Annotated in this window: 22 protein-coding genes and 1 tRNA gene; 10 read left to right on the top strand and 13 right to left on the bottom strand. The window is 47.6% G+C overall.

Annotated elements, in window-relative coordinates; genetic code table 11:
• Nucleotides 1-10: 10 nt before the first annotated feature.
• Entirely contained in the window at nucleotides 11-1,018 is a 1,008-nt protein-coding gene (pdxS, locus tag ACZ5NL_RS05530) for a pyridoxal 5'-phosphate synthase lyase subunit PdxS (RefSeq protein WP_464841221.1), read from the bottom strand.
• A gap of 121 nt (nucleotides 1,019-1,139) precedes the next feature.
• Nucleotides 1,140-1,898, bottom strand: coding sequence for a sulfide-dependent adenosine diphosphate thiazole synthase (locus tag ACZ5NL_RS05525; protein WP_464841220.1), 759 nt, complete (start codon nucleotides 1,896-1,898; stop codon nucleotides 1,140-1,142).
• Nucleotides 1,899-1,981: 83 nt separating this feature from the next.
• Here ACZ5NL_RS05525 and thiC point away from each other — a divergent pair, with 83 nt between their 5' ends.
• The 4 genes from thiC to ACZ5NL_RS05505 are packed head-to-tail and all read left to right on the top strand — an operon-like array spanning nucleotide 1,982 to nucleotide 5,443.
• Nucleotides 1,982-3,259 (top strand): phosphomethylpyrimidine synthase ThiC, encoded by a 1,278-nt coding sequence (gene thiC / locus ACZ5NL_RS05520; protein ID WP_464841218.1) that lies wholly within the window; start codon nucleotides 1,982-1,984, stop codon nucleotides 3,257-3,259.
• 2 nt (nucleotides 3,260-3,261) lie between these two features.
• Complete coding sequence (locus ACZ5NL_RS05515) at nucleotides 3,262-3,921, top strand: phosphoribosylaminoimidazolesuccinocarboxamide synthase (RefSeq protein ID WP_464841216.1); 660 nt, start codon at nucleotides 3,262-3,264, stop codon at nucleotides 3,919-3,921.
• On the top strand, nucleotides 3,918-4,850 hold the full coding sequence (locus tag ACZ5NL_RS05510) for a formate--phosphoribosylaminoimidazolecarboxamide ligase (RefSeq protein WP_464841214.1): 933 nt from the start codon (nucleotides 3,918-3,920) through the stop codon (nucleotides 4,848-4,850). The genes ACZ5NL_RS05515 and ACZ5NL_RS05510 overlap by 4 nt, the downstream gene beginning before the upstream one ends.
• Complete coding sequence (locus ACZ5NL_RS05505) at nucleotides 4,847-5,443, top strand: IMP cyclohydrolase (protein WP_464841213.1); 597 nt, start codon at nucleotides 4,847-4,849, stop codon at nucleotides 5,441-5,443. The genes ACZ5NL_RS05510 and ACZ5NL_RS05505 overlap by 4 nt, the downstream gene beginning before the upstream one ends.
• An 80-nt stretch (nucleotides 5,444-5,523) precedes the next feature.
• Here ACZ5NL_RS05505 and nadC read toward each other — a convergent pair whose 3' ends face one another.
• The 8 genes from nadC to purD all read right to left on the bottom strand — a co-directional run bounded on the left by nadC (nucleotide 5,524) and on the right by purD (nucleotide 14,316).
• The gene (gene nadC, locus ACZ5NL_RS05500) at nucleotides 5,524-6,357 is read right to left on the bottom strand and encodes a carboxylating nicotinate-nucleotide diphosphorylase (protein WP_464841212.1); all 834 of its coding nucleotides are present in this window, start codon (nucleotides 6,355-6,357) and stop codon (nucleotides 5,524-5,526) included.
• An 18-nt stretch (nucleotides 6,358-6,375) separates the two neighbouring features.
• On the bottom strand, nucleotides 6,376-7,278 hold the full coding sequence (gene nadA / locus ACZ5NL_RS05495) for a quinolinate synthase NadA (RefSeq protein WP_464841211.1): 903 nt from the start codon (nucleotides 7,276-7,278) through the stop codon (nucleotides 6,376-6,378).
• Nucleotides 7,275-8,672 carry an L-aspartate oxidase gene (locus tag ACZ5NL_RS05490; protein WP_464841210.1) on the bottom strand — a complete coding sequence of 466 codons (1,398 nt, stop codon included), beginning with the start codon at nucleotides 8,670-8,672 and terminating at the stop codon, nucleotides 7,275-7,277. Before ACZ5NL_RS05490 ends, nadA begins: the two co-directional genes overlap by 4 nt.
• Before the next feature lie 137 nt (nucleotides 8,673-8,809).
• On the bottom strand, nucleotides 8,810-10,945 hold the full coding sequence (purL, locus tag ACZ5NL_RS05485) for a phosphoribosylformylglycinamidine synthase subunit PurL (RefSeq protein WP_464841209.1): 2,136 nt from the start codon (nucleotides 10,943-10,945) through the stop codon (nucleotides 8,810-8,812).
• A gap of 4 nt (nucleotides 10,946-10,949) precedes the next feature.
• Complete coding sequence (gene purQ, locus ACZ5NL_RS05480) at nucleotides 10,950-11,618, bottom strand: phosphoribosylformylglycinamidine synthase I (protein ID WP_464841208.1); 669 nt, start codon at nucleotides 11,616-11,618, stop codon at nucleotides 10,950-10,952.
• Nucleotide 11,619: 1 nt separating this feature from the next.
• Nucleotides 11,620-11,865: a phosphoribosylformylglycinamidine synthase subunit PurS gene (purS, locus tag ACZ5NL_RS05475; protein WP_464841207.1), complete on the bottom strand. Its 246-nt coding sequence runs from the start codon at nucleotides 11,863-11,865 to the stop codon at nucleotides 11,620-11,622.
• A 10-nt stretch (nucleotides 11,866-11,875) separates the two neighbouring features.
• On the bottom strand, nucleotides 11,876-13,018 hold the full coding sequence (locus ACZ5NL_RS05470; RefSeq protein ID WP_464841206.1) for a formate--phosphoribosylaminoimidazolecarboxamide ligase family protein: 1,143 nt from the start codon (nucleotides 13,016-13,018) through the stop codon (nucleotides 11,876-11,878).
• Complete coding sequence (gene purD / locus ACZ5NL_RS05465) at nucleotides 13,015-14,316, bottom strand: phosphoribosylamine--glycine ligase (protein WP_464843334.1); 1,302 nt, start codon at nucleotides 14,314-14,316, stop codon at nucleotides 13,015-13,017. Before purD ends, ACZ5NL_RS05470 begins: the two co-directional genes overlap by 4 nt.
• Nucleotides 14,317-14,423: 107 nt before the next feature.
• Here purD and purE point away from each other — a divergent pair, with 107 nt between their 5' ends.
• The gene (gene purE, locus ACZ5NL_RS05460) at nucleotides 14,424-14,855 is read left to right on the top strand and encodes a 5-(carboxyamino)imidazole ribonucleotide mutase (RefSeq protein ID WP_464843333.1); all 432 of its coding nucleotides are present in this window, start codon (nucleotides 14,424-14,426) and stop codon (nucleotides 14,853-14,855) included.
• A gap of 89 nt (nucleotides 14,856-14,944) precedes the next feature.
• Here the strand turns inward: purE and purT are convergent, their stop codons facing one another.
• Nucleotides 14,945-16,234, bottom strand: coding sequence for a phosphoribosylglycinamide formyltransferase 2 (gene purT, locus ACZ5NL_RS05455; RefSeq protein WP_464841205.1), 1,290 nt, complete (start codon nucleotides 16,232-16,234; stop codon nucleotides 14,945-14,947).
• A gap of 119 nt (nucleotides 16,235-16,353) precedes the next feature.
• Between purT and purM the strand changes: the two genes are divergently transcribed.
• The gene (gene purM, locus ACZ5NL_RS05450; protein ID WP_464843332.1) at nucleotides 16,354-17,358 is read left to right on the top strand and encodes a phosphoribosylformylglycinamidine cyclo-ligase; all 1,005 of its coding nucleotides are present in this window, start codon (nucleotides 16,354-16,356) and stop codon (nucleotides 17,356-17,358) included.
• 219 nt (nucleotides 17,359-17,577) lie between these two features.
• On the opposite strand, the gene purC is transcribed toward purM, so the two are convergent.
• Nucleotides 17,578-18,267: a phosphoribosylaminoimidazolesuccinocarboxamide synthase gene (gene purC / locus ACZ5NL_RS05445; protein WP_464841204.1), complete on the bottom strand. Its 690-nt coding sequence runs from the start codon at nucleotides 18,265-18,267 to the stop codon at nucleotides 17,578-17,580.
• A 162-nt stretch (nucleotides 18,268-18,429) separates the two neighbouring features.
• On the opposite strand from purC, the gene purF reads away from it, so the two are divergent.
• Nucleotides 18,430-19,761, top strand: a complete 1,332-nt coding sequence (gene purF, locus ACZ5NL_RS05440) for an amidophosphoribosyltransferase (RefSeq protein ID WP_464841203.1) — start codon at nucleotides 18,430-18,432, stop codon at nucleotides 19,759-19,761.
• Here the strand turns inward: purF and fdhF are convergent.
• Nucleotides 19,724-21,754, bottom strand: a complete 2,031-nt coding sequence (gene fdhF / locus ACZ5NL_RS05435; protein WP_464841202.1) for a formate dehydrogenase subunit alpha — start codon at nucleotides 21,752-21,754, stop codon at nucleotides 19,724-19,726. The two genes, purF and fdhF, sit on opposite strands and share 38 nt — an antisense overlap.
• 116 nt (nucleotides 21,755-21,870) lie before the next feature.
• Here fdhF and ACZ5NL_RS05430 point away from each other — a divergent pair.
• The 3 genes from ACZ5NL_RS05430 to ACZ5NL_RS05420 all read left to right on the top strand — a co-directional run bounded on the left by ACZ5NL_RS05430 (nucleotide 21,871) and on the right by ACZ5NL_RS05420 (nucleotide 23,459).
• A tRNA-Gln gene (locus tag ACZ5NL_RS05430) sits at nucleotides 21,871-21,946 on the top strand.
• A gap of 80 nt (nucleotides 21,947-22,026) precedes the next feature.
• Nucleotides 22,027-22,797 (top strand): HD domain-containing protein, encoded by a 771-nt coding sequence (locus ACZ5NL_RS05425; protein ID WP_464841201.1) that lies wholly within the window; start codon nucleotides 22,027-22,029, stop codon nucleotides 22,795-22,797.
• Nucleotides 22,797-23,459, top strand: coding sequence for a DUF434 domain-containing protein (locus tag ACZ5NL_RS05420; RefSeq protein ID WP_464841199.1), 663 nt, complete (start codon nucleotides 22,797-22,799; stop codon nucleotides 23,457-23,459). Before ACZ5NL_RS05425 ends, ACZ5NL_RS05420 begins: the two co-directional genes overlap by 1 nt.
• The last annotated feature ends 66 nt before the right edge of the window (nucleotides 23,460-23,525 follow it).

Below are 23,525 nucleotides of genomic sequence, written 5' to 3'. Positions count from 1 at the left end.
GCACCTCGGTTCAGATTCCCCTCTCCTCGAGGCGAACTTCGAGTTGCTCGATGCTAAGACCGCTCATTGGTTCTCCTATTTCCCTGCTTATCTCCGCAACTATCTCCGGCTCGTCATAGTGGTTGACGGCCTCAACTATCGCTCTCGCCATCTTCTCCGGGTCGGAACTCTTGAAGATCCCGCTTCCAACGAAAACGCCGTCCATTCCCATCTGCATCATTAGAGCAGCATCCGCCGGAGTCGCCACACCACCGGCGGCGAAGTTAACCACAGGTAACCTCTGCAGTTTCTTAATTTCGAGAAGAATCCTGTAGAGGCCGTCCACTATCTCCTGATAGGTGTATTCCTCATAAACCGGTTCATTCTCTAAAACTCTGGGCTCCAGACCGCTTGTTTGTTTAATTTCCAGGGCTAACCTTAGGTAAGGTTCCGCAAACTTTTTGGCCACCTGATAAATCTGCTCATCTGTTAACCTTTTCAGAAGCTTGATGTTCTCATTGACCAGCCTTACATGCCTTACTGCTTCAACTATGTTTCCGGTTCCGGCTTCGCCCTTGGTTCTGATCATTGCCGAACCTTCCCAGATCCTCCTCACGGCTTCGCCGAGGTTCCTTGCACCGCAAACAAATGGCACTTTGAATTTCCTCTTGTCCACGTGGAAGTAAGGGTCGGCTGGTGTGAGGACTTCGCTTTCGTCAATCATGTCAACACCCAAGGCTTCCAGAGCATAGGCTTCGGCGTAATGCCCTATCCTGATTTTTGCCATAACGGGAATCGTAACTGCATCCATTATCTCTTGGATCTTTTCAACCGGTGCCATTCTTGCAACTCCACCTGCCTTCCTTATGTCTGCCGGGACTTTGTGGAGTGCCATAACGGAAACAGCTCCAGCTTCTTCAGCTATTCTGGCCTGCTCGGCGTTTGTAACGTCCATTATAACGCCGCCTTTGACCATCTTGGCAAAACCGCGCTTCAAACGTTCGGTCCCTTTCTGCTCGATAACATCAAGCTTTCCCATACCAATCACCTCAAGTCAATCTTTTCAATTATATTAAAGAAAAAACTTGAATATAAAACTTGTGGCTAATGTGAGAAGTTATGAGTTAAAAAAGAAGAAAGCAAAACTTAAGAGCGCTATTTCATTTTTTAAGCTTCTCTAATATCTCTATCGCGGCCTTCTTTCCGCTTAAGAACATTCCACCAAATATTGGTCCCATTCTTGGCGCTCCTGCGACAGCATTGGCCGCCATTCCGGTAGCGTAGAGCCCAGGATAAACCTCTCCGGTGTGCTCCACCGTTAGTTTCTCTCCCATATCCGCCCACATCGCACCCTCGCCGGGAAACCTCTCGATCAGACCTCTCTTTTCAAGTAACTGGGTTATTTGTGCTCCATGACCTGTGGAATCAATTGCGAACCTGGCTTCAACCGTTAGCGGATCAACGTGGAGGTTTGTCATCTTAACGGGTGTCCAGTTGATAACAACTCCAGCCACGCGGTTGTTTTTAACGACCAAATCCTCGACTTCAACCATGTTGAAGATCTTCACGCCGGCCTTCACAGTTCTGCTCGCTATTGTCGTTGCCACTTCAACAGCATCTGCAACGTAGTAACCCTTCTCGAATTCCCTGTAGAATATGCCGAACTCGTCCAGAACCTCTTTCGCCTCCTCCTGAACGACCACTTTGTTAAATCCTATTCCTCCTCCCCAGATTCCTCCACCTATGCTGAGCTTCTTCTCGAAGATCGCCACCTTTGCGCCGCCCTTGGCGAGGTAATAAGCGGCGACCATTCCCGATGGGCCGGCTCCAATCACGGCAACGTCGAGGTTCAGGTGCTCTAAGAGTTCTTCGAAGTAGCTCTCAATTATCGCCCGACTTATTACAGCATCTTTCAGCATGTCCCCCCACCCGAAAACTTCATAAAGCTCGACTAAAACTTAGTATTGAAATTTAAAAACTTTGTTATCAAAGGGTGGTCTACATGACCCAGATGGAGGATGCCAGAAAAGGTATAATCACTCGAGAAATGGATTACATAGCAAGGAAAGAGGGAATAAGGGCCGAAGACCTCAGGAAGAACGTTGCCAGAGGTTACACGGTCATCTTGAGGAACGTGAGACACGACCGGGTTAAGCCCGTCGCGGTTGGAAGGGGCGTCAGGGTGAAGGTCAACGCCAACATAGGAACCTCGAGGGACATAGTCAACGTTGAGGAGGAGATAGAGAAGGCCAAAACGGCGGTGAAATACGGGGCCGACACCATAATGGACCTTTCCACGGGAGGGGACCTCGACGAGATCCGGAAGAGGATAATGAAAGCCGTTGATGTTCCCATCGGCACCGTTCCAATCTATCAGGCCGCCGAGGAGATGCTCGCCAGAGGCAGGGCCATAATAGACATGGATGAGGATGATATGTGGAAGGCCGTGGAGAAGCACTTCAAGGACGGCGTCGACTTTGCAACGATTCACGCCGGAGTTACGAGGGAAGTCGTGGAGAAGATGAAGAGGGCAAAAAGGGTCGTGGGCATGGTCTCGAGGGGAGGAACCTTTCTGGCAGCGTGGATAGACCACTGGGACCGGGAAAACCCGTTTTACGAGAACTACGACTACCTGCTGGAGCTTGCAAGGGAGTATGATGTCGTTCTGAGCCTCGGAGATGGGCTCAGGCCCGGCGGTCTGCCGGATGCGGGCGATGAGCTTCAGATGAGCGAGCTCTTCACCCTCGGACGCCTCGTCAGGAGGGCCAGAAGCTCTGGAGTACAGACGATGGTCGAGGGCCCCGGCCACGTGCCCATAGACCAGATAGCCATGCAGGTGAAGATGGCCAAGGTCGCCACCGATAACGCCCCCTTCTACGTACTTGGCCCCCTCGTCACGGACGTCTTCCCGGGTTACGACCACATAACCGCTGCCATCGGCGGGGCCATAGCCGCTTTGAACGGCGCCGACTTTCTCTGCTACGTAACCCCGGCGGAGCACCTCGGGCTGCCGGAGGGGGAGCACGTGCGCCTCGGGGTGATAGCTTCGAAGATAGCGGCACACGCCGTGAATTTAACGCGCTTCGAGAGGGACTACAGGCTCGACCGCGAGATGAGCAGGGCGAGGGGCGAGCTCAACTGGAAAAGGCAGTTTGAGATGGCGATGGATAAGGAGCGCTTTGTCGAGATACGGAAGGAGAGGCCGACCTCCACGGAGGCCTGCTCGATGTGCGGTGACCTCTGCGCCATAAAGATAGTCAGGGATATGATGAGGGGTTAAGGATGGAGCCGGCTTACAGGGGAAAGACGAAGGACGTCTACGACGAAGGCCCTTACCTCGTCTTCCACTTCAAGGACAGCGTTCTCGGAGCCGATGGAAGGGAAGATACGGGCGGGAACGAGGTTATAGGAGAGAGAAGGGGCAAGGGAAGCGCCATCCTGAAGCAGACGGAATTCTTCTTTAAACTCCTCGAAAGGGAGGGCATAAAAACGCACTTTGTGGAGAGGATAGACGAAAGAAGGGCGAGGTTCCTGAAGACGGAGCGCATCCCTCTGGAGGTCATCTACCGTTTCAGGGCATACGGAAGCTTTCTGAGGAGATACGGGCGATTCGTAAGGCCTCTGGAGGAGCTCAACATCGTCGAGTTCACCCTGAAGGACGACGCTCTTGAGGATCCTCCGATCTGCGAGGAAGCCATAGAGAAGCTGGGAATTGCCAGCGCGAAGGAGATAGCCCTCATGAAGGGCCTCACCCGACAGGTAGCTGGCGTTCTTCATGAATTCTTCGAGGAAAAGGGTTTGGGGATCATTGATTTCAAGATTGAGTTCGGGCGGAAGGGCGGGGAGCTTCTGGTTATAGACGAGGTCAGCGGGGACACCATGAGGGTGATGAAGGATGGAAAGATACTGAAGAGTGAGGAGCTTCTGGAGGTGATGGAATGATCCTCTCGACGATAGCATCTCACTCAGCCTTGCAGATAGTTGCGGGGGCAAAGAGGGAGGGCTTTAAAACCCGGCTCTACGTTTCGCCGAAAAGGAAGGCCTTCTACTCCTCGATTCCCGTGGTTGACGAGCTCAGAGTGACCCGGGATATGGGGGAGATACTGAAGGATGAAGGCGTGGTGATCCCCCACGGCTCCTTCGTGGCTTACCTCGGGATTGACGCGATAGAGAAGAGCAAAACGAGGTTCTTTGGGAACAGGCGTTTTCTGAAGTGGGAAACCCGATTCGAGCTCGTGGACAGGGCTCTAAAGAAGGCCGGGATTCCGGGGGTGGAGGTCTTCGATGTCGACGAGGTCAGGGACGACGAGCTCTACTTCGTCAGGATGGAGGGGCCCAGAGGGGGGAGCGGACACTTCGTGGCCCTTGGAAGGGAACTTCCCGGGAAGCTTGCGGGGGTTAAAGAACCCTACAGGATCGAGCGCTTTGTCGATGGGGTCTTCATCTACGTGCACTTCTTCTACTCCCCCCTACTCGAAAGGCTGGAGCTCTTTGGGGTAGATGAGAGGCTGGTTATAGCAGACGCAAACGGCAGGAGGCCCTTTAAGGTGCTGCCCTACACGATAGTCGGCAACAGGAGCGTGGCCCTGAGGGAATCCCTCTTACCACGGCTCTACGACTACGGTCTGGCCTTCGTCGAGGCCATGGAAAGGCTCGAGCCCCCAGGCGTCATAGGGCCCTTCGCCCTTCACTTTGCCTACGACACCTCTTTCAGGTGCGTGGGCTTCGCCTCGCGCATAGACGGCGGAAGCAACGCCAAACACTGGTATTCCTCCATTTACTGGGGCGAGGAGCTGATGATGGGCCAGAGGATAGCCCGGGAGATCAGGATGGCCATGGATGAGGGCCGCCTTGAGGAGGTGGTAACTTGAGGTACACCGGAAGGATGCTGGGTCTCGGGCTGAGGAAGGGCAGGCCCTTCGCCTTCTATCGTCTGAGCTCGAGGTCCTTCCCGAGGAGAAGGGCGGAACTGAGGGGAGACGGGGTGGTTGTGATCAACCTGACGGAGACGTCCAACCCCTACGTGAGCTATACCGCCGTTAAGCTCACCGGAAACTACGCCGTAATCGGCAACGGCACCCATACGACCTTCGTAGCCCAGTCTCTGGAGTGGGAAAGCCCGAAAAAGGCCCTGATCCACGTTCTGGATGCCATGGACTACGAGAGGGATAGCCTTAACACCCCGAGGATAGCGGGAATAATAGAACGGGGAAGCGAGGAGGGGTTTCTGGGCTTCGCGGGAAGGGACCACCTCTGGGTGAAGAGGGTTGAGCTCGAGGAGGGAAGGGCCTTCTTCACGACCACCTACAACGTTGAGGGCATCGAAACCCTTGGTCTGGAGTTCGAGGACGAAGATGAGCTGGCGGAGAGGGCTCTGGGACTCCACTTCCCCCATCCGGTCCTGGCCATCGGGGTTTTCGACACCGGAGATGGATTCAGGATAGGGATAAAGAACAAAAATTAAACCCCTCTCAGTTTTTTTCTTAGGTTTGCCATCTAATCCGCCGGTGTTCAGAGGTCTCCAAACGGAAAACAAAAGAGGGGTTATAGCTTCTCGATTATCTCGAGGCTCACGTCGAAGTTCCTCACGCTGTGCGTCAGGTAGCCGAGGCTTATAACGTCAACGTCGAGCCCTGCGTACTCCCCTATGTTTTCTGGAGTTACCCCGCCGCTTACCTCGATCTTAACGGCCTCCCTTAACCCCTCGCGCCTCAAAGCCTCGAGAACCTCCTCAACCTGCTCCGGCGTCATGTTGTCGAGCATCACCACGTCCGCTCCGGCTCTGGCGGCCTTTAGGGCGTCTTCCACCCTTTCTACCTCGACCTCAATTACTTTGTAAACGCTGAACTCCCTCGCCCTTCTTACCGCTTCTTCAAGCGGGACCAGAGCGAGGTGGTTGTCCTTTATGAGTACCGCGTCGCTCAGCGAGAAGCGGTGCATCTCCCCGCCGCCTATGAGAATGGCCCTCTTGTCGATGGGTTTTAGAAGGGTCTTCCTCGTTCCAGCAACGCGCACCTTCGGGTTAACAGCCCTAACCTTCTTTACAAGGTTCCTTACCTCTGTGGCGATGCCGCTCATCCGCCCCATCACGTTAAGAGCTGTTCTTTCAACGAGCAGTATTTTCCTCGCGTCTCCGCGGAGCTCGAGGATAACGTCGCCCTTCTCAACCTCCTCGCCGTCGCGCCTTTTAGCATCTACTTTAACCCCGAAGTGCTCGAAAAGGGCCTTCGCCTCCTCGATACCCGCTATAACCCCGCTCTGCCTGGCTATTACGACCGCTCTGGCTTTAGTTCCTTCGGGGATTACCGCCTCGCTCGTAACGTCCCCGAAGGGTGCGTCCTCCTCGATGAAGCGCAGGAGATAGTTAAGGGAAACCATACCATCACCCCTAAAGCCTCAACCGCTCAACTCCAGCATCCTCTCTATAGCCCTTCTGGCCCTCTTGGCGATTTCACCGGGAACTTCAACCCTGTGCTTCATATCTCTAAGAGACTCGTAGAGGTGCCTGAGCGTTATGGCCTTCATTCCTATGCAGAAGGCATCTTCCCTCGCCGGGTGGAACTTCTTGCCCGGATAGAGCTTCTGCAGGCGGTAGCACATTTCCCTCTCCGTGAAGACGACCCATTCGTCGTGCTGGCACGCGTTTCTGACCATTCCTCCGGTGGAGACTATCAGGTCAGCCTCTTCCTGCACCTCAGGGTTACATTCAGGGTGAACCATGAGCTTTGCCTTTGGGTAGAGCCTTCTGGCCCTCTCAACATCCTCAAGGGTGAACTTCCTGTGAACGTAGCAGTGCCCTCCTTCCGGGATCGGGATGATCCTCTTTCCTGTCCTCTTTGCCACGTAGTAAGCTAAGTTGTTATCGGGCCCGAAGATGACCGTGTCGGCATCGAGCTTCTCCACGATCTCTGCGGCGTTGGCGGACGTAACCGTGACGTCGGCGTGGGCCTTGGCTTCGGCCGTCGTGTTCACGTAGAGAACCACCGGGGCGTTCGGATAGCGCTTCCTTGCCTCGAGGATGTGCTCGACCTTCAGCATGTTGGCCATCGCGCACGTGGCCCCTCTAACGGGCAGGAGAACGGTTTTGTCCGGGTTGAGGATCTTAGCGGTTTCGGCCATGAAGTCAACGCCCGCGAAGACTATCACGTCGGCATCCACCTTTGTGGCCTTCCTCGCGAGTTCGAGGCTGTCCCCAAGGAAATCCGCCACATCCTGAACCTCCGGTAGCTGGTAGTTGTGGGCCAAGATTATCGCGTTCCTCTCCTCCTTAAGCTTGATGATCTCATCAATCAGATTCATAACATACACCTCCTTGAAAAAAGGCTGGGTCTTTCAAATTCTTTCTTCGTGAAAGGATAATCCTCCCTATAATGAGCCCCCCTGCTTTCCCTCCTTTTCAGGGCACACTCTAAAATACCTCTTGCCAGGAGTTTGATTCTTGCATCCACATCAACGTCCATTAGCTTTTTTAATCCTTCTTTAAGGTTATTCTCGTTCCTTACTATTCCAGCATGTTTCCAGAGGATTTCTCTTACACTATCAACGTCACCCAATTCTTGGGTGGTGTCCTTAACGTCTCCGGGATGTTCCACCCTAGGATTATCCCTCATTACAGTTCTGGCAACTTCTAAACCGCTTACTATGCATTCCAGAAGGGAATTGCTTGCCAGCCTGTTTGCCCCATGAAATCCATTATCTGCTACTTCTCCAATTGAATAGAGATTCTCAATACTTGTCCTGTAATAGAGGTCAACTTTTAAACCCCCTATAGAATAGTGGGCAATTGGAGTTACTGGAATTAGATCTTCTTCGGGGTTGATCTTCTCTTTGGTCAGGAATGAATAAATCTGGGGGAACTTTTCTTTGAAACCTTTAACTTCCCTCGCGTCCAGATAAACTCTCTTTCCTTCCTGCATCTGTTTGTAGATCGCCCTAGCAACGATATCTCTTGGTTCAAGTTCATTAACGAACCTCTCCCCATTTTCATTGATTAGCTTAGCCCCTGCTCCCCGTATAGCTTCACTTATAAGTTTAACCTCTTTTCCAACGAAGCCTGTGGGATGGAACTGTACGAACTCTAAATTACTTGCTAGAGCACCTTTCATTAGAGAGTCTCCCGTTAGAATTCCCAGGTTTAATGGAGAGCCTGCTGTAAATTTATATAATGCGGTGTATCCTCCAGTAGCCAATATTATGGCATCGAACTTTAGGAATTCTCCATTGAGGAAAACGCCATAACATTTTTTGTCTTTTATTGCCAGAGAAGATGCAAAACCTTTTATGAACTGAACACCAAGCTCTCTGGCCCTCAAATAAAGGAGCCTTGTAACATGTTTTCCAGTTTCATTTTTGATTGTGAATATCCTTGGAAAGGAGTGTCCTCCTTCGATTTCAGTCTCTTCAAAGCTTAGGCCAAGCGAAAGTAAAAAATCATAAGCCTCTGTAGATTTTGAAATCACATTCCATACAGCCTCTTCGTTATTTAAATAACGTCCGGCTTTGATGGTATCTACAACGTGGGATCTAATGGAGTCTCCCTCCAGAATAGGAAAGGCTATTCCTGCCTGGGCGAGATATGAATTTGTTTTCTTTATCCCTTCTCCAATGAGAACTACTTCAAAACCCTTTTTAGTCAATGAAATGGCAGCAGTTAATCCTGCTATTCCGTCTCCAATTATCCCCAGCTCTTTCATTTGATTACCCGAACAATTGTTCGGTAAGTATGTTTTAAGTCTTTTGTTAGAAATGGAGATGTTATTACAACCTAATTATTCAGTGCAGGTGGGTCACGGAAGTCTTTAGGTCTATTAAATAATGTAAAAGATAAAATTCACTCCCCCAGGAGATTTGGAAGTGAATTGTAGATGTTCTGAGCCCTACTCAGGCTTAGCTTGATTAACTCCTCATTTCCGTTATTGAATGTGAGAGCTTTCCCCGTTACTTCCCCTATCACGGCAAAGTCCTTGAAAAATTCTTTCAATTTTCCAAGTTTCTCCTTTTCAAAGCTCACTACAAAGCGTCCGTGGCTCTCTGAAAAGAGCACTTCCAGGGGAGAGAGTTCTTCCTCTACCGGGACCTTTGTTATGTCTACTTTAAAGCCTTTGTTTCCGGCAATGGCCATTTCTATGAGTGCAACAGCCAGACCTCCCCTGCTAACGTCGTGAACGGCCTTCACCAGCCCGAGCTCTATGGCCTTTAAAATGCCCCCGGCTTTTTCCCTTTCCCTCTCCGGGTCAACCCTCGGTGCTATGCCCCCTTCAATCCCCAGAACCCTGTAAAGCTCGCTTCCTCCAAGTTCCCTTCTCGTTAGTCCGACGATGCCTATCAGATCCCCCTCGGCCTTGAAGTCCATGCTCATGATGCGCTCGAGCCTCACCTTTCCAAGGCCCGCAACGACGGGAGTGGGTTTTATAGGTCTGCCGTTGATCTCGTTGTAGAAACTCACGTTCCCGCTCACGTAAGCCAGTCCAAAAACCCTCGCAGCATCCCTAAGACCTTTAACCGTCTCCATAAAGCTCCAGTAAACATGGGGCCTTTCCGGAGAGGCGAAGTTGAGGTTGTCCACCAGCGCCAGAGGTCTCGCCCCAACGCTGACGAGGTTTCTAACGACTTCAGCAACCGTCCCCATCGCTCCATGGTAGGGGTTAAGGTAGCTGTGGCCCGGATTGCCGTCGCTTACAAACGCCAGTCCGTATTCGTCGTTTATTTTAAGCACCGCCGCGTCGAGGCCGGGCTTTAACACCGTTCTCCCCTGAACCTCGTGGTCATACTGCTCCCAGATCCAGCGCTTGCTCATTACGTTCGGACTTGAGAGCACCTTAAGGAGAGCTTCCTCGATGCTTATGTCCGGCGTTTCCACGTCCCTTTCGAGAGTGTAGGGCCTGGCCTCCCATTCTATCGTGGGAACCTCCACCAGAAGTTCTACTGGCAAGTCCGCAACCCTCTCGTCGCCCCAGTAAACGATGAAGCGTGGTTCGTCTGTTGTTTCACCCACCACGGCCCATTCGAGCCCGTACTTCTCAAAGATCTTTGCTATCTCCTCCAGATCCTCCTCCCTGACTGCAAAGAGCATCCTCTCCTGACTCTCCGAGATCATGACCTCCACGGCGTTCATGTTGGGCTCTCTTTGGAGAACCCTATCGGCATAAATTACGGCCCCAAAGCCCTTCTTTCCGGCCATCTCCGAGGAAGCGCAGGTCAAACCGCCACCGCCGAGGTCCTTTAGAGCCCTAATCTTTCCGGTCTTGAGCGCTTCAAGGGTTGCCTCAATTAAAAGCTTCTCCGTGAAGGGATCCGGAATCTGCACCGCGGAGCGGTCCTCTTCGTTTTCGCTCAGCTCCTCGCTCGCGAACGTAACCCCGTGGATTCCGTCCCTTCCCGTCCTGTTGCCGACGAGGACCAGCTTGAGCCCGGCCTCGGTAACGTAGCTGTGGACGAGGTCTTCGGGCTTCATCAGTCCAACACATGCTACGTTCACGAGCGTGTAACCCTCAAGGCTCTCATCGAACTCCGCTTCTCCCCCAACCGTCGGGACGCCTATTCTGTTCCCGTAGTCGGATATACCCTTCACAACCCCCTCGAGCAGGTACCTGTTGCGCTCCCCGTCAATCGGCCCGAAGCGTATCGAATCCAGTAATGCTACTGGACGAGCGCCCATGCAGAGGATGTCCCTCACTATTCCGCCCACGCCTGTTGAAGCACCGCCGTAGGGCTCCACGGCCGAAGGGTGGTTGTGGCTCTCTATTCCGACCACTATAGCGGTGTTCTCGTCGAACCTCACGACGCCTGCATCCTCACCCGGACCCAGAATCACGTGCTCGTTTTTTACTGGAAGGAGCTTTAACCAGCGCCTGCTAGACTTGTAGGAGGCATGCTCGCTCCACATAACCTCGAGCATGGCTTTTTCAACCCCGTTGGGCTCCCTTCCGAGCCTTTCCCTGATGATCCTCTCCTCATGAGGAAACATGTGCTCACCTCCTTGCAAACTCCACCATGCTTCTAAAGAGTCTCAGGCCGTCCTCACTTCCAAGGAAGCGATCGCTCGCCCTCTCCGGGTGGGGCATAATTCCAAGAACGTTGCCGCGCTCGTTAGCTATTCCAGCTATGTTGAAAACCGATCCGTTCGGGTTCGCCTCTTCGGTAACCCTTCCATCACCGTCGCTGTAGCGGAAGACGACCCTTACGCCGGGATCTTCCGTGTAGTAGTTCCCTTCGGCGTGGGCTATGGGCATTCTTATGACCTCTCCGGGTTCGTAGAGCGATGTAAAGGCCGTCCCAACGTCCTCAACGTGCAGGTGCACCCATCTGCAGATGAACCTCGGGGTTTTGTTGGGCCTTAAGGCTCCGGGTAAGAGTTTTGACTCGGTTAGGATCTGAAAGCCGTTGCATATTCCGAGAACGGGCTTTCCATCTCTGGCCAGCTCCTTAACTTCCTCCATGATCTCCTGCCTCGCGGCTATTGCTCCTGCGCGGAGATAATCGGCGTAGCTGAATCCCCCGGGCAGAACGACGCCGTCGAAGTCCTTGAGTTTGCCTTTGTACCACACCCTCTCCGCTTCCCCTCCGGCTCTTCTAATCGCCTCAACCGTCTCGAAGTCGCAGTTCGTTCCGGGGAACACCACAACGGCGAACTTGGGCATATCACTCACCGGCCGGCTCTATCTCGTATTCGTAGGTATGTATCAGGGGATTGGCGAGGAGCTTTATGCACATCTCTTCAACGTCCTTCTCCGGGTTCTGGCTTTCGAGCTCGAACTCGAAGCACTTTGGGACTTTTAGGCCCTCAACCCCGTAGCCGAGGTTTTTGAGAGCCTTTCCGATGACCCTTCCCTCCGGGTCGTTGAGGCCCTCCTTGAGACGAACCACCACCCTTACCTTCCATCTCATTGGAATCACCTCAGGTAACGACCTTCTCGAGCTCGTCCAGCTCGATCGCACGCTTTATCTCGAGGGCCACCCTCCGGCCGGTGCTCATCTCCTTCCTCCAGAGGGAGTTACCGTAGGGATGGCCCATAGCCATGTGTATGTTGGTCCCGCCGCCTGTTCTCGGGGCCACGTCGTAGATGTAGAAGTTCAGGTCCTTGTCAACTGTAGTCTGCAATGTGAAGGGCCCGATTATTCCGGGCGGGTAATACTTCTGAGTGGCCTCGACGTAACGCTCGGCCATGCCAAAGACCTTCTCGAGCAGGGATTCCCTCAAAGTCGAGCTCGCATGGCCGCAGACTGTATATTCTGGCTCGAACTGGTGTTCCGGAAGGGTGAGCTGCTGGCTCGCGGGAAGTCTTACATGACCGTCCAGACTCGTCTCGAAGCGCCAGTCTACCCCCAGAAGCTCGATCTCTTCATCTATCGGCGAGTAGAAGAAATCGAAGTTGAAGACCGGGCCTATTATGTAGCGCTCGATTCTGGCCCTTTCCAGGTCTTCTTCGGTGATCACGTTGAGTTTGATAAGCCTTCCGGCCTTCTCGCGGAACTCTTTATAGGAAGCTGCCGTGAAGAAACCGCGCTCAAGTCTCTTCTTCGCGTGGGGGAGTTTAACTATGACCAGACCGACGTCATCGATCTCCTCCGGCTTCACTTCCTCCGGATAGGGAAGACCCGCCCTCTCGAGGAGCCAGTAGTAGCTCTTCTCCTCGCTTCTTTCCTCGCTCCTCAATAAGTTTCTGCTCCCGAAGAGGGGAACCTTAAACTCGTTCTCGACCCTGTCGATGCCCGTGTAAACCACGAAGGAGCGGTTGGGGATGAAGATAACGTTCTTTTTTATCAGCTCTTCTTGAATATCTATAATCCTGCCGAACTTCTCCAAAATGATTACCTCATCTATGAAGCCTTTTGTCAACCCGTCCTTTGTTGTTTTTTGCTTAAAGTACTTGGCATAAGTCCTGTGTCTTCCCTTTTGAGCGACAATGAGTGTTTTAAACCCTTCGGTTTTCGCACCATCGGCTATGTCAAGGGCAGAATGACTGCCTATTGCTCCGATGACTATTTTTTCCTTATTGTAATTATTTAAAACTTCCAAAACCTGGTTCTTCGTAATCATTTCAGCTCACCCCTAATTGCTTTCATGAGCTCAATCCTCTTTGCAATACTATCTTTTGTTCCCACATCTTTACGGTAGAAAATTTCACCTTCAACGTGTCTTATTCCCCGAGAAGCTATTTTCTCAGCTTCTTCAAGGGTATCTGCTATTCCAACAATCGCCAATGCTCTTGAGCCAAGCATTGTGAAGTTCTCATCAACTGACGCATAGTAAATCTTGGCCCCTTCTTCTCTGATTTTATCCTCTTTGATTTGAACTTTAACTCCCTTAATTGGATCAGTGGGATATCCTCTGGGCGCTATATACTTCACAACGGTTGACTTTTTCTCAAACTCTGCTTTTTTTAGGTTGCCATCGACAATTTCCTCTCCAATTTTCACAAGAGAATTTTCTAGGATTGGCAGGACGTTCATTGCTTCGGGGTCTCCAAATCGGGCGTTGAACTCAATTACCTTTGGCCCATCACTTGCAAGCATGAACTGGCCATATAAAATACCTTTGTAGGGTGTTCCTTCTTTGTGCATCGCTTTTATGGTCTTTTTGAGGGTCTCAAAGGCCTTTTCATAATCTTTCTGTGTTACAAATGGCAACAGATGATCTTCACAGGAATAGGAACCCATTCCTCCAGTTATTGGGCCCACATCACCTTCGTATGCGTGGGGATAATCCTGAGCAAGGGGCATTGGAATTACCCTTTTTCCATCCGTGAAAACCTGAAAAGTGAACTCAACGCCATCCGTTCTTTCCTCAATCAAGACTTTTCCATCCTTTTTGATTAGATATTCACCATATTTCTTTGCATCCTCGTTATCTTTGAGCTGGTAGCCGACAACTTTGACGCCCTTACCCCCTGTTAATCCAAGGGGTTTGACAACAACCGGCTTTCCAAACTCATCTATCCATGTTTTCATCTCAGCAATGTTATCAAAAACTTTGAAGAGCTTTCTTCCGGGGATTTTATATTTCTCCATTATCACTCTTGCAAAGGCCTTGTTTGTTTCAAGTCGGGCTGCCTCTTTTGTAGGGCCTACAGTTGGAATCCCATTTTCCTCAAGAATGTTCACAATACCTTTCTCTAAAGGGGCTTCCGGGCCAATAAAGGCTAGATCAACATTCCATTTCAAAGCAAACTCAAGAACCTTTTGCACATCAGTCTCCTTGGCAAGGCCATATTTATCTGCGAGTCTTTTAATCCCAGGATTCAAGTGCTTTGCGACAACATAAACTTTTGAATCTCTTGAAAGGGCCTCAGCGATTGCACTCTCCCTCCCACCTGCACCTACAAGCAAAACGCGCATGATCTTCACCATGAATTTGTTAAAATTTATTATTTTTAAGTTTTGTTTTGACATAAAATTAGCAAAACAATTATAAGGCTTGAAGTGAACCTCAGCCGGTGAAGGCCATGAGGGTGCTCGTGGTTATGGGAAGCAAAAGCGATTCGAAAATAGCCGAAAAAGTAACTGAAGTCCTCGATGAATTCGGGGTTGATTATGACGTCGAGGTTGCCTCGGCTCACAGAAACCCGAAGAAGGTTGAGGAACTCGCTAAAAGGGACTACGACGTTTTCATAGCGATAGCGGGCCTAAGCGCGGCTTTACCGGGGGTTATGGCAGCCCATACTACCAGACCGGTAATAGGCGTTCCCGTCTCGGCAAAGCTCGGCGGTCTGGATGCCCTTCTAAGCATAGCCCAGATGCCACCGGGAATACCCGTTGCTACCGTGGGGATAGACAACGGAAAGAACGCTGCACTGCTCGCCATCGAGATCCTTGCTTTAAAGGATGAAAGCTTAAAGAAAAAGCTTGAGGAATACAGGGAAAGGATGAGAAATTAGTGGCTCTTTCCAAGGCTTTTTTGCAATTTTTATATAAATCCTTCTTGGACGATTCCGGATTGGATCTCTTTGGGATTGAAAAAGAAAAATCAAAGCAGGTGCATCTTTTTAATAAACTCCTGCCCCTGCCATTCTCCACTCCGGGTCTTGAGCTCTATAGTGTGAGCGACTTTTTCTGCTTTCTTCTTTGCTTCTTGGACATCTTCATCCCAGGCTAATGCAACTCCTAAACGTCTTCCCTTGTACGCATCGGGTTTTCCAAAGAACCTTATTGTGGTATTGGGAATGTTGAGTGCATTAAAAACGTTTCTGAATTTTGGAGCATAACCTTCCTGATTTGATAGTATTACGTGGGTTGCAGCTGGAGTAAGTAGGGGGAACTTTCTAACTTTGTTCTCCTCAACCGCAGGTATTGGGAGCCCTAAAATTGCCCTCACGTGAAGTCCAAACTCGGAAAAACCAGTTGGGTGGGAAGCCATGGTTACCATTCCTGTGTCATGTGGCCGTGGGGAAACTTCGTTGGCCCATACTTTATCTCCTTTAACAAACATTTCAACTCCAAATATACCAAGGCCTCCAAGAGCATCGGTGATCCTTTTGGCTATTCTATAAACTTCACGCTCAGCCTTTTCACTTATCTCTGCAGGTTGCCAGCTTGAGTGATAATCTCCCTCAATCTGATAATGGCCCACGGGTTTTGGGAAAGTGGTGACCACATTTCCATTCTCATCTAAGTGCCTAACTGCCAGCTCTGTAATTTCAATATCAAAGTCGATGTGCTCTTCCACTATTATCTTATCAGCACTACCACGTGCTTTCTTTTTTGCGACCTCCCATGCTTTTGGGATATCTTCAGGGCCTTTCACAAAGTAAGATCCCTTCCCACTGGAACTCATTATGGCCTTGGTATGACAGGGATAGCCTACCTTCTCACATGCATCGTAGAGCTCATCTAGAGTTGTGGCATACATGTATCGTGATGTGGGAACCTTTGCTTTCTTTGCCAATGTTTCCCGGGTTCTTTCACGATGCATTGCAATCCATGTTGCTTTGGCATTTGGAACAACAAAGTATCCCTCTTCTTCGATCTCAAAGAGAGCATCGAGGTTTATTGCTTCTATCTCTGGCACTATGGCATCTGGGTTTTCTCTCTTAACGATGCTCCATAAAAAGTCTTTATCCTTCATATTGCCCACATAAGCCTTATGAGCTACTTGCATTGCGGGAGCATTTGGATAGCGGTCTACGGCTATTACCTCTATTCCAAGTCTTTGAGCCTCAATGGCTATCTCTTTTCCAAGCTCACCGCTTCCAAGAAGCATTATCTTAACGGCAGAATCGGTTAGGGGCGTTCCAATTTCATTTCTAATACCTACCATAGACATCACCTAGATTAATTGACGTTTATATGTTAAAAATTGGATATATTTAAGAGTTTTTGAACATGATAATGATAAGATTTTTAAATCACAATCCTAATTCAACTTCGGTGACACTAATGCTTACTTATGCCCAGGTTGGTGTTGATGATGAAAAAACCCAAAAAGCTCTAAAGGGTATTATCTCATTTGCAAAAGCCAGTTTTGAATTTAGAAGGGGAAAAATAGGTGAACCCAAAGAAGATATCGGCCATTACGCTGCACTCATGGATTTCAAAGATTTCTATCTCGCAATGACAACTGATGGAGTTGGAACGAAGATTCTCGTTGCTGAAGCAGTGGGGAAATTTGATACCATAGGAATTGACATGATAGCTATGAATGTAAATGATTTAATATGTGTTGGAGCAGAGCCAGTTGCGCTTGTGGATTATCTGGCTGTGAAAGAGCCAAACAACCAAATTTTTGAGGAAATAGCAAAAGGAATATACGAGGGAGCGAAGCAGAGCGGGATAGCCATTGTTGGAGGGGAAACTGCTATCCTCCCGGAGCTTATAAATGGCTTCGATCTTGCGGGAACGGCCATCGGGATTGTCGAGAAAGAAAAGGTAATAACGGGAAAGGGAGTAAAACCTGGCGATGTAGTAATAGGAATTGAAAGTTCAGGAATTCATTCCAATGGTCTAACCCTGGCAAGAAAGCTTTTGATTCCAAAATACGGGCTTGAGTATGAGTATGAGGGGAAGTCCTTATGGCAGCATCTTTTGGAACCAACTAGGATTTATGTGAAGCCAATTTTAGAGCTCCTGGAGACAGTGGAGGTTCATGGCCTAGCTCATATCACAGGTGGCGGTTTATTAAATCTCAAGCGACTCACAAGTCATGGTTTTCAGCTTGAGATGCCTCCAATAAGTGGTATCTTCAAGCTCATCCACGAGAATGGTGTCCCACTTGAAGAAATGTTTAGAGTTTTTAATATGGGAATTGGCTTCATGGTTATTGTGCCTAAAGAGGGGAAAGAGGAAGCCCTGGAAATCCTCAATAAGCACTTCAAGAGCTTTGAGATCGGTGTAGTAAGGGAGAACAAAGGAATAATTGTGAACAATTATGGAGTGAGGTTTTAATTCTGTTTTTTGTTTCCTTTGTCATGCACTCTCTGATGTTCGGGTTAGTGATGTAGTCGTAGGTCATAGCTTAACCAGTGAGCCATTTTAGAATATTGAACCCATAGTGCAATGGTGGCCTATCAAGAAGGAGGAGAATGGTTTGTAGTTGAGACTTAAAGAAGGTTGTAAGGATAACAAAGCTAACGGAGTTTAAATAGGTAAGAAAAGAAAAAGCCTTCAAGTGATGAGTCGTCTATAGATCTCTTCATAGGCCTCTATGAGATCGCCTTTATCAAAACGGAAAACATCCTTATCTAAGCTTTGTTTTGTTTTAGCATCCCAAAATCTGCATGTATCTGGACTTATTTCATCTCCCAGAATAATCTCTCCTCTCTCGTTTTTACCGAATTCAAGTTTAAAATCAACTAGGATTATACCTTTTTGAGAAAAATAGTCTTTAAGGATTCTGTTAACTTTTAAAGCAGTGCTCTCAATTTCTTTGAGTTCGCTTTCACTCACTCCAAGAACTTTTGCATGGTGGTGATTTATCATGGGGTCTCCAAGTTCGTCATTTTTATAATATAACTCTATTATAGGTTCCGGAAGTTCTGTTCCCTCCTCTATAGGCACTCTCTTTTTCAAACTTCCGGCAACAACGTTCCTAACAACAACTTCAATTGGGTATATCTTGAGTTTTTCTACAATGAGTTTGTTGTCTCCCGCAACACCTATGAAGTGAGTTTTTATGCCGTTTTCTTCTAAGAGCTTGAAAAGAATGACACTTATTTGAGCGTTAAGTCCCCCTTTTCCTTCAAATTGGGCCTTCTTTTTTCCATTGAATGCTGTAGCATCATCTTTAAATTCCATTATTATCTTTCCTTCATCTAGGGGTATCATCCTCTTTGCCTTTCCTTCATAAACTTTCATAAGACTTCACCATTTTAATGTAAAATAACATGATATTTAAGTTTTATTTTGCCATTTTTGTGTTAATTAATGGGCAAAGCTTTTAAAATAATTATGCTAAAATATCCTTAACAATTAGGACCAATTAACATTTACAAATTAAATATTTTGCGAGGGGAAGTTATGAGGGAAAAATGTGGAATCTTCGCCGCCAAGACAGAAAATGCGGCCAAAAAAGCATATTACGCCCTTATGGCTCTCCAGCATCGTGGACAGGAAAGTGCTGGGATAAGTGTATGGAAGCATAAAATAAGGACTCTAGCAGGTAGAGGTCTAGTTTCTGAAGTTTTTCAGGGCAATAGACTTGCGAAGCTTAAATCAAACATAACTATAGCTCATGTTCGCTACTCTACTTCTGGCTCTCTTAATGAGACCCAACCCCTTGAGACATCGTGCTGTGGAAAAGAAATCGCAGTGGCCCATAATGGGACGCTCACTAACTTTTTGCCTCTAAGGAGGGAATATGAAAGAAGAGGAGTTAAGTTCAGACATTCAGTTGATTCTGAGCTTCTGGGAATTTCTTTTCTTTGGCATCTTAAAGAAACCGGTGACGAGTTTGAAGCGATGGAGAGAGTGTTTAGTGAGGTCAAAGGTGCCTATTCACTTGCTTTTCTGTTTGATGGTAAAATTCTGGTTGCCAGAGATCCGGTTGGATTTAGGCCCCTCAGTTACGGTGCCGGGGATGGGCACTATTTTGCTTCGGAAGATTCTGCTTTACGGTTGTTTGTTGACAAAATAAGGGATGTTAAACCTGCAGAAGTGTTCCTGATTTCTGATGGAGTGGAGAATAAGGTTTTGATTAAGGAGAAACATCATCACTGTGTTTTTGAGTATATATACTTTGCCAGGCCCGATAGTGTGCTTGATGGTGTGGGTGTATACTCAGCCCGCGTTAAGATGGGCCAGGAACTTGCGCGTGAAAGCCCGATAAATGCAGATGTTGTTATTCCCGTTCCGGACTCCGGAAGAGCAGCTGCATTGGGGTTTTCTCAGGTAAGTGGGATCCCTTATGCTGAAGGGTTAATAAAGAACCGCTACATAGGTCGGACTTTCATAATGCCTGGCCAGTTTTATAGAGAACTTAAAGTGAGACTCAAATTGTCTTCTGTTAGAGAGATTGTTAGTGGAAAACGCGTGGTTCTTGTTGATGACTCCATAGTCAGGGGGACTACAATGAGAAGAATAGTTGCAATGTTGAGGAGGGCAGGTGCTAAGGAGGTACACGTTAGGATAGCTTCTCCTCCAATAAGATATCCCTGCTATATGGGAATAGATATTCCAACGAGGCATGAACTGATAGCAGCCTTTGGTAATATTGAACATGTCAGAGAAACAATAGGTGCAGATACTCTAGCTTACCTAAGCATAGAAGGGTTAAAGAAATCTGTTGGAAAAAATGACCTATGTCTGGCCTGTCTTAATGGTAGGTATCCTGAATGGGCCTTCCATTTCTGAGTTTTCTTATTTTCGCTGCTGAAAACTTGAGTTCGGGTGTCCCAGCTTTGTTGAGGGCATTGTTGGTGATTTTATTGGCTTTAAAGTGGAATGGAAGGATTAATACTCCTTGTGGCACCTTTCCAATTCCTGCATACATTCGTATCTTCCCACGTCTTGTTTCGATTTCTACAAGGTCACCACTTCTTATGCCAAGTTTTTTTGCATCATCTGGGTTTATCATGACTCTTGGTTTTCCCATGAGCTTTACCAATGAAGGACTCCTTAGTGTCATTTCATCGGTATTATAATGATTCATAAGTCTAACTGTTGTTAAAACGAAGGGGTATTCTTTGTTGGGACTTTCCCATGGAGGGATTTGTTCTACCGCTACAAAATGGGCTTTTCCGCTTGGTGTTGCAAAGTCCCATGTGTAGAGCCTCTTTTTTGGAAGAAAGATTCCATTGTCTTTTTTAAGTTTTTCAACATTCTCCTCTTCTAACTCAGGAAATAGACTGAAATATTCCTTTGTTATCTCCTCTACACTTGAGTAATTGAATCCCGGTAATCCGAGATAGTTTCCTAACATAACTAATATCTCCCAGTCAGGTTTAGAGTCTGCCATGGGCTCGTAGACTTTTTCGCTCCATTGAATTCTGCGTTCGCTGTTCATGTAAGATCCTTCTTTCTCACAAAAAGCTGATGCTGGAAAGATATAATGGGCATATTTGGCTGTTTCTGTCATGAATAAATCCTGGACCACCAGCAGATCTAGCTTTCTAAGGGCTTTTCTAACCCTGGTAAAATTGGCTTCACTGATGGCTGGATTCTCTCCCACAATATAGAGAGCTTTTAAATCCCCTCTCTCTATTGCATCCCATAATTCTGTCAAATAAAATCCTCTTTCTGTTGGGAGATCGTTTACACCCCAGAGAGAGGCGACCCTCTTTCTAAACTTCTCATTCTCAAGGGGTACGTATCCAGGAAGGAACTCACTAAGAGCCCCCATATATGCTGCTCCCTGAACGTTGTTTTGCCCTCGCATTGGGTAAAGGCCGCCCTTTTCGCCAACATATCCTAAAAGAAGGGCAAGGTCTATTATTGCAAGGACATTCTCAACCCCAGAAACGTGCTGACTCACTCCCATGCCCCACATAATGGCTCCACTTCCAGCCAAAGCAAATTCCTCTGCAACTTTGTGGATAAGGGATGCCGGGATTCCAGTAACTTTCTCTGCGTATTCTGGAGTATACTTCATGGTGGCCATTCTGATCTCTGAAAATCCTTTAGTCCTGTTTTTAATGAACTGTTCATTGTAAAGTTCTTCTTTAATTATCACGTGCATCATAGCGTTTGCGAGTACTATATCTGTCCCGGGGGTTATTATAAGATTATAATCGGAAAAATTCATTGTGGCGGTCTTTCGAACATCAACAACTATTATTTTTGCCCCCTTCTTCTTGGCGTTTTTTATATAACTTATAATAACAGGATGTGTATGTGCTGGATTGTATCCCCAAATAAGGATGGCCCCAAAATTTTCCAGATCCTCATACGGGTTGGTCTGTGTCCCCTGTCCTACTGTTATTTTAAGGGCATGGACACTTGCCTCATGGCAGAGCCTCGCACAGTTATCAATATTGTTTGTTCCAAAAAGTCTCGCAATCTTTTGGAGGAGATAGTTCTCTTCGTTACTTGTTTTTGATGATGCAATAAAAGCAACCGCATCGGGCCCATAAAACTCCTTTATTTCAAGAAGTTTGTGTGATACCTCTTCAATAGCCTGTCCCCAGCTTATGGGTTTTAGAGAACTTTTTTCACGTTTCAAGGGTTTTTTGAGCCTGTGTTTAGAGATAGCGAACTCCATTGCATAAAGTCCTTTAGGACAAAGCTTTCCCCTGTTGGGTTCACCTTTGTGGGGTTTAATGCTAAGTGTTTGAGGATCAACAAGGAGCTTACACCCAAAGCCACAATAAGGACATATAACAGTTTTCACCCTATCACCGATGAACATTTAAATATCAAAAATAAAAATGTTTCTGATAAAAATTAACAAAATAATGTTAAAAAAATACATACTTCAACACCGGTAAGGTTTATAAATCTCACGCTTAACTTAACATCGGGCGCAGCCCCGTGGTGTAGCGGCCAAGCATGCGGGACTCTGGATCCCGCGACCGGGGTTCGAATCCCCGCGGGGCTACCAAACCCAGGGCTCCAGACCTTGAACTCTCTTTTAAAAATCTTTAAATCCAATGAATTCCTTCTATATACAGAGGTGGGAAAATGTATACGGAGGAACAGCTTTTAAGCGAGATAAGGGATCTTTTGGGAAACGATGAGCTCTATGCTCTCTATGAAGATACATACAGGAAGTATAAGTACTATTTTGATACAACGAACTACATAGTTCTTAACGTTTATCAGTTCAACGATCATGGGGCCATACATGTTCTTTTGACTACAAGGCGGGCTCTTGAAGTCTTGAAAATCCTTAAAAAATTTGGAATCAAAACAACAGCGGAAAAACTTGGCAAGTCCTTTGAGTGGAGCAAATTTATCGTTTCTTTTGGGGCTCTCTTTCATGACATCGGAAACATGATCCACAGGGACAATCACTACCAGTTCAGTGTTCTTCTCGCTGAGCCTATAATAGACAATCTTACCAAAAGGTTTGAGGAGAAAGATTGGTTGCTTTTGAAGGCATTAACTTTGAACGCCATTTACACTCATGACGAAGCCGTCCCCTGTACCACCATTGAAGGAAGTTGCGTAACAATAGCGGATGGTTGCGATATGGAAGAAGGGAGAAGCAGACTGGCATATAAAAAAGATAAAGTGGATATCCATGCCGTTTCAGCCCTAGCTATTGACAAAGTTGAAATAAAAGAAGGGGACAAAGATACCCCAATCCTTGTCGAGGTATGGATGAAGCATCTTGCTGGAATTTTCCAAGTGGACGAGATACTCACAAAAAAAGTTAAGAGCTCCCTCTTGAGTGGAAAGGTCAAGATTAAAATACATGCCGGTGAAGAGACTTTGGAAAAGGTGGTATGATGTCTTCTCTCCTCTTGGCTTATGAGGATTTAAAATACCTCCTTAACAGAGGGTACAGAAAGAAATATGCCCTTGAGTTTGTTGCCAACCATTACAGGCTTTCCCAGAAAGCAAGGCATTTTTTATTCAGATGTGTCTTTTCGGATAGGGAAATTAAGGAAAGAAAAGCTAAGCTTCTCCAGCCGAGACACTTAAAGGGAAAAATTCTTGGGATTGATGGCTTCAACGTTTTGATAACTCTCGAGTCCCTTCTTGAAGAAAGGGCCATTCTATGCGAGGACGGACTTTTGAGGGATCTCAAACTTCAGGGAGGGTATAAAATAAGCTCAAGAACTTTGCAAACTTTGAGTCTTCTAATTGACTCCTTAAAAACACTTGACTTAAAGGAAGTTTGGTTTTTGTACGATGCACCCGTGAGTAAAAGTGGTAAAGTTGCTGAGCTCACTAGAGAGCTTTTAAATAAATATGGTGTTTTCGGAGAAGTTAAGTTATCCAAGGCTCCAGACTACGATTTGAAAGCTTTCGAGGTTGTGGCAAGTTCAGATATAGGCATAATCGAAAAAGTCCCCTTTATAGTGGATTTGCCCCAAATGATAGCCGAAAAGAGAGGGTTAAAATACTCATACCTCATTGAGATTTTAAAAAACCCGAAACTATTATGATTTTAGCTTTTAGACATTTTTCGAATGTTACAATTTTATTTAAAGTGTTAGAAAACTATTTATACG

It is taken from the genome of Thermococcus aegaeus, from assembly GCF_055393685.1.
This window is presented reverse-complemented; position numbering and strand designations above follow the sequence as displayed.

Excerpts from the sequence above, each read along its gene's own strand:
- pdxS (WP_464841221.1), bottom strand. The coding sequence starts at position 1,018 with ATGGGAAAGCTTGATGTTATCGAGCAGAAAGGGACCGAACGTTTGAAG.
- purL (WP_464841209.1), bottom strand. The coding sequence starts at position 10,945 with ATGTTTCCTCATGAGGAGAGGATCATCAGGGAAAGGCTCGGAAGGGAG.
- purQ (WP_464841208.1), bottom strand. The coding sequence starts at position 11,618 with ATGCCCAAGTTCGCCGTTGTGGTGTTCCCCGGAACGAACTGCGACTTC.
- purD (WP_464843334.1), bottom strand. The coding sequence starts at position 14,316 with ATGCGCGTTTTGCTTGTAGGTGCAGGTGGGAGGGAGAGTGCAATCGCT.
- ACZ5NL_RS05525 (WP_464841220.1), bottom strand. The coding sequence starts at position 1,898 with ATGCTGAAAGATGCTGTAATAAGTCGGGCGATAATTGAGAGCTACTTC.
- purM (WP_464843332.1), top strand. The coding sequence starts at position 16,354 with ATGCTTACTTATGCCCAGGTTGGTGTTGATGATGAAAAAACCCAAAAA.
- ACZ5NL_RS05425 (WP_464841201.1), top strand. The coding sequence starts at position 22,027 with ATGTATACGGAGGAACAGCTTTTAAGCGAGATAAGGGATCTTTTGGGA.
- thiC (WP_464841218.1), top strand. The coding sequence starts at position 1,982 with ATGACCCAGATGGAGGATGCCAGAAAAGGTATAATCACTCGAGAAATG.
- ACZ5NL_RS05510 (WP_464841214.1), top strand. The coding sequence starts at position 3,918 with ATGATCCTCTCGACGATAGCATCTCACTCAGCCTTGCAGATAGTTGCG.
- nadC (WP_464841212.1), bottom strand. The coding sequence starts at position 6,357 with ATGGTTTCCCTTAACTATCTCCTGCGCTTCATCGAGGAGGACGCACCC.
- ACZ5NL_RS05490 (WP_464841210.1), bottom strand. The coding sequence starts at position 8,672 with ATGAAAGAGCTGGGGATAATTGGAGACGGAATAGCAGGATTAACTGCT.
- ACZ5NL_RS05420 (WP_464841199.1), top strand. The coding sequence starts at position 22,797 with ATGTCTTCTCTCCTCTTGGCTTATGAGGATTTAAAATACCTCCTTAAC.
- purE (WP_464843333.1), top strand. The coding sequence starts at position 14,424 with ATGAGGGTGCTCGTGGTTATGGGAAGCAAAAGCGATTCGAAAATAGCC.
- purC (WP_464841204.1), bottom strand. The coding sequence starts at position 18,267 with ATGAAAGTTTATGAAGGAAAGGCAAAGAGGATGATACCCCTAGATGAA.
- ACZ5NL_RS05470 (WP_464841206.1), bottom strand. The coding sequence starts at position 13,018 with ATGATTACGAAGAACCAGGTTTTGGAAGTTTTAAATAATTACAATAAG.
- purS (WP_464841207.1), bottom strand. The coding sequence starts at position 11,865 with ATGAGATGGAAGGTAAGGGTGGTGGTTCGTCTCAAGGAGGGCCTCAAC.
- purF (WP_464841203.1), top strand. The coding sequence starts at position 18,430 with ATGAGGGAAAAATGTGGAATCTTCGCCGCCAAGACAGAAAATGCGGCC.
- fdhF (WP_464841202.1), bottom strand. The coding sequence starts at position 21,754 with ATGTTCATCGGTGATAGGGTGAAAACTGTTATATGTCCTTATTGTGGC.
- nadA (WP_464841211.1), bottom strand. The coding sequence starts at position 7,278 with ATGAATCTGATTGATGAGATCATCAAGCTTAAGGAGGAGAGGAACGCG.
- ACZ5NL_RS05515 (WP_464841216.1), top strand. The coding sequence starts at position 3,262 with ATGGAGCCGGCTTACAGGGGAAAGACGAAGGACGTCTACGACGAAGGC.
- purT (WP_464841205.1), bottom strand. The coding sequence starts at position 16,234 with ATGGTAGGTATTAGAAATGAAATTGGAACGCCCCTAACCGATTCTGCC.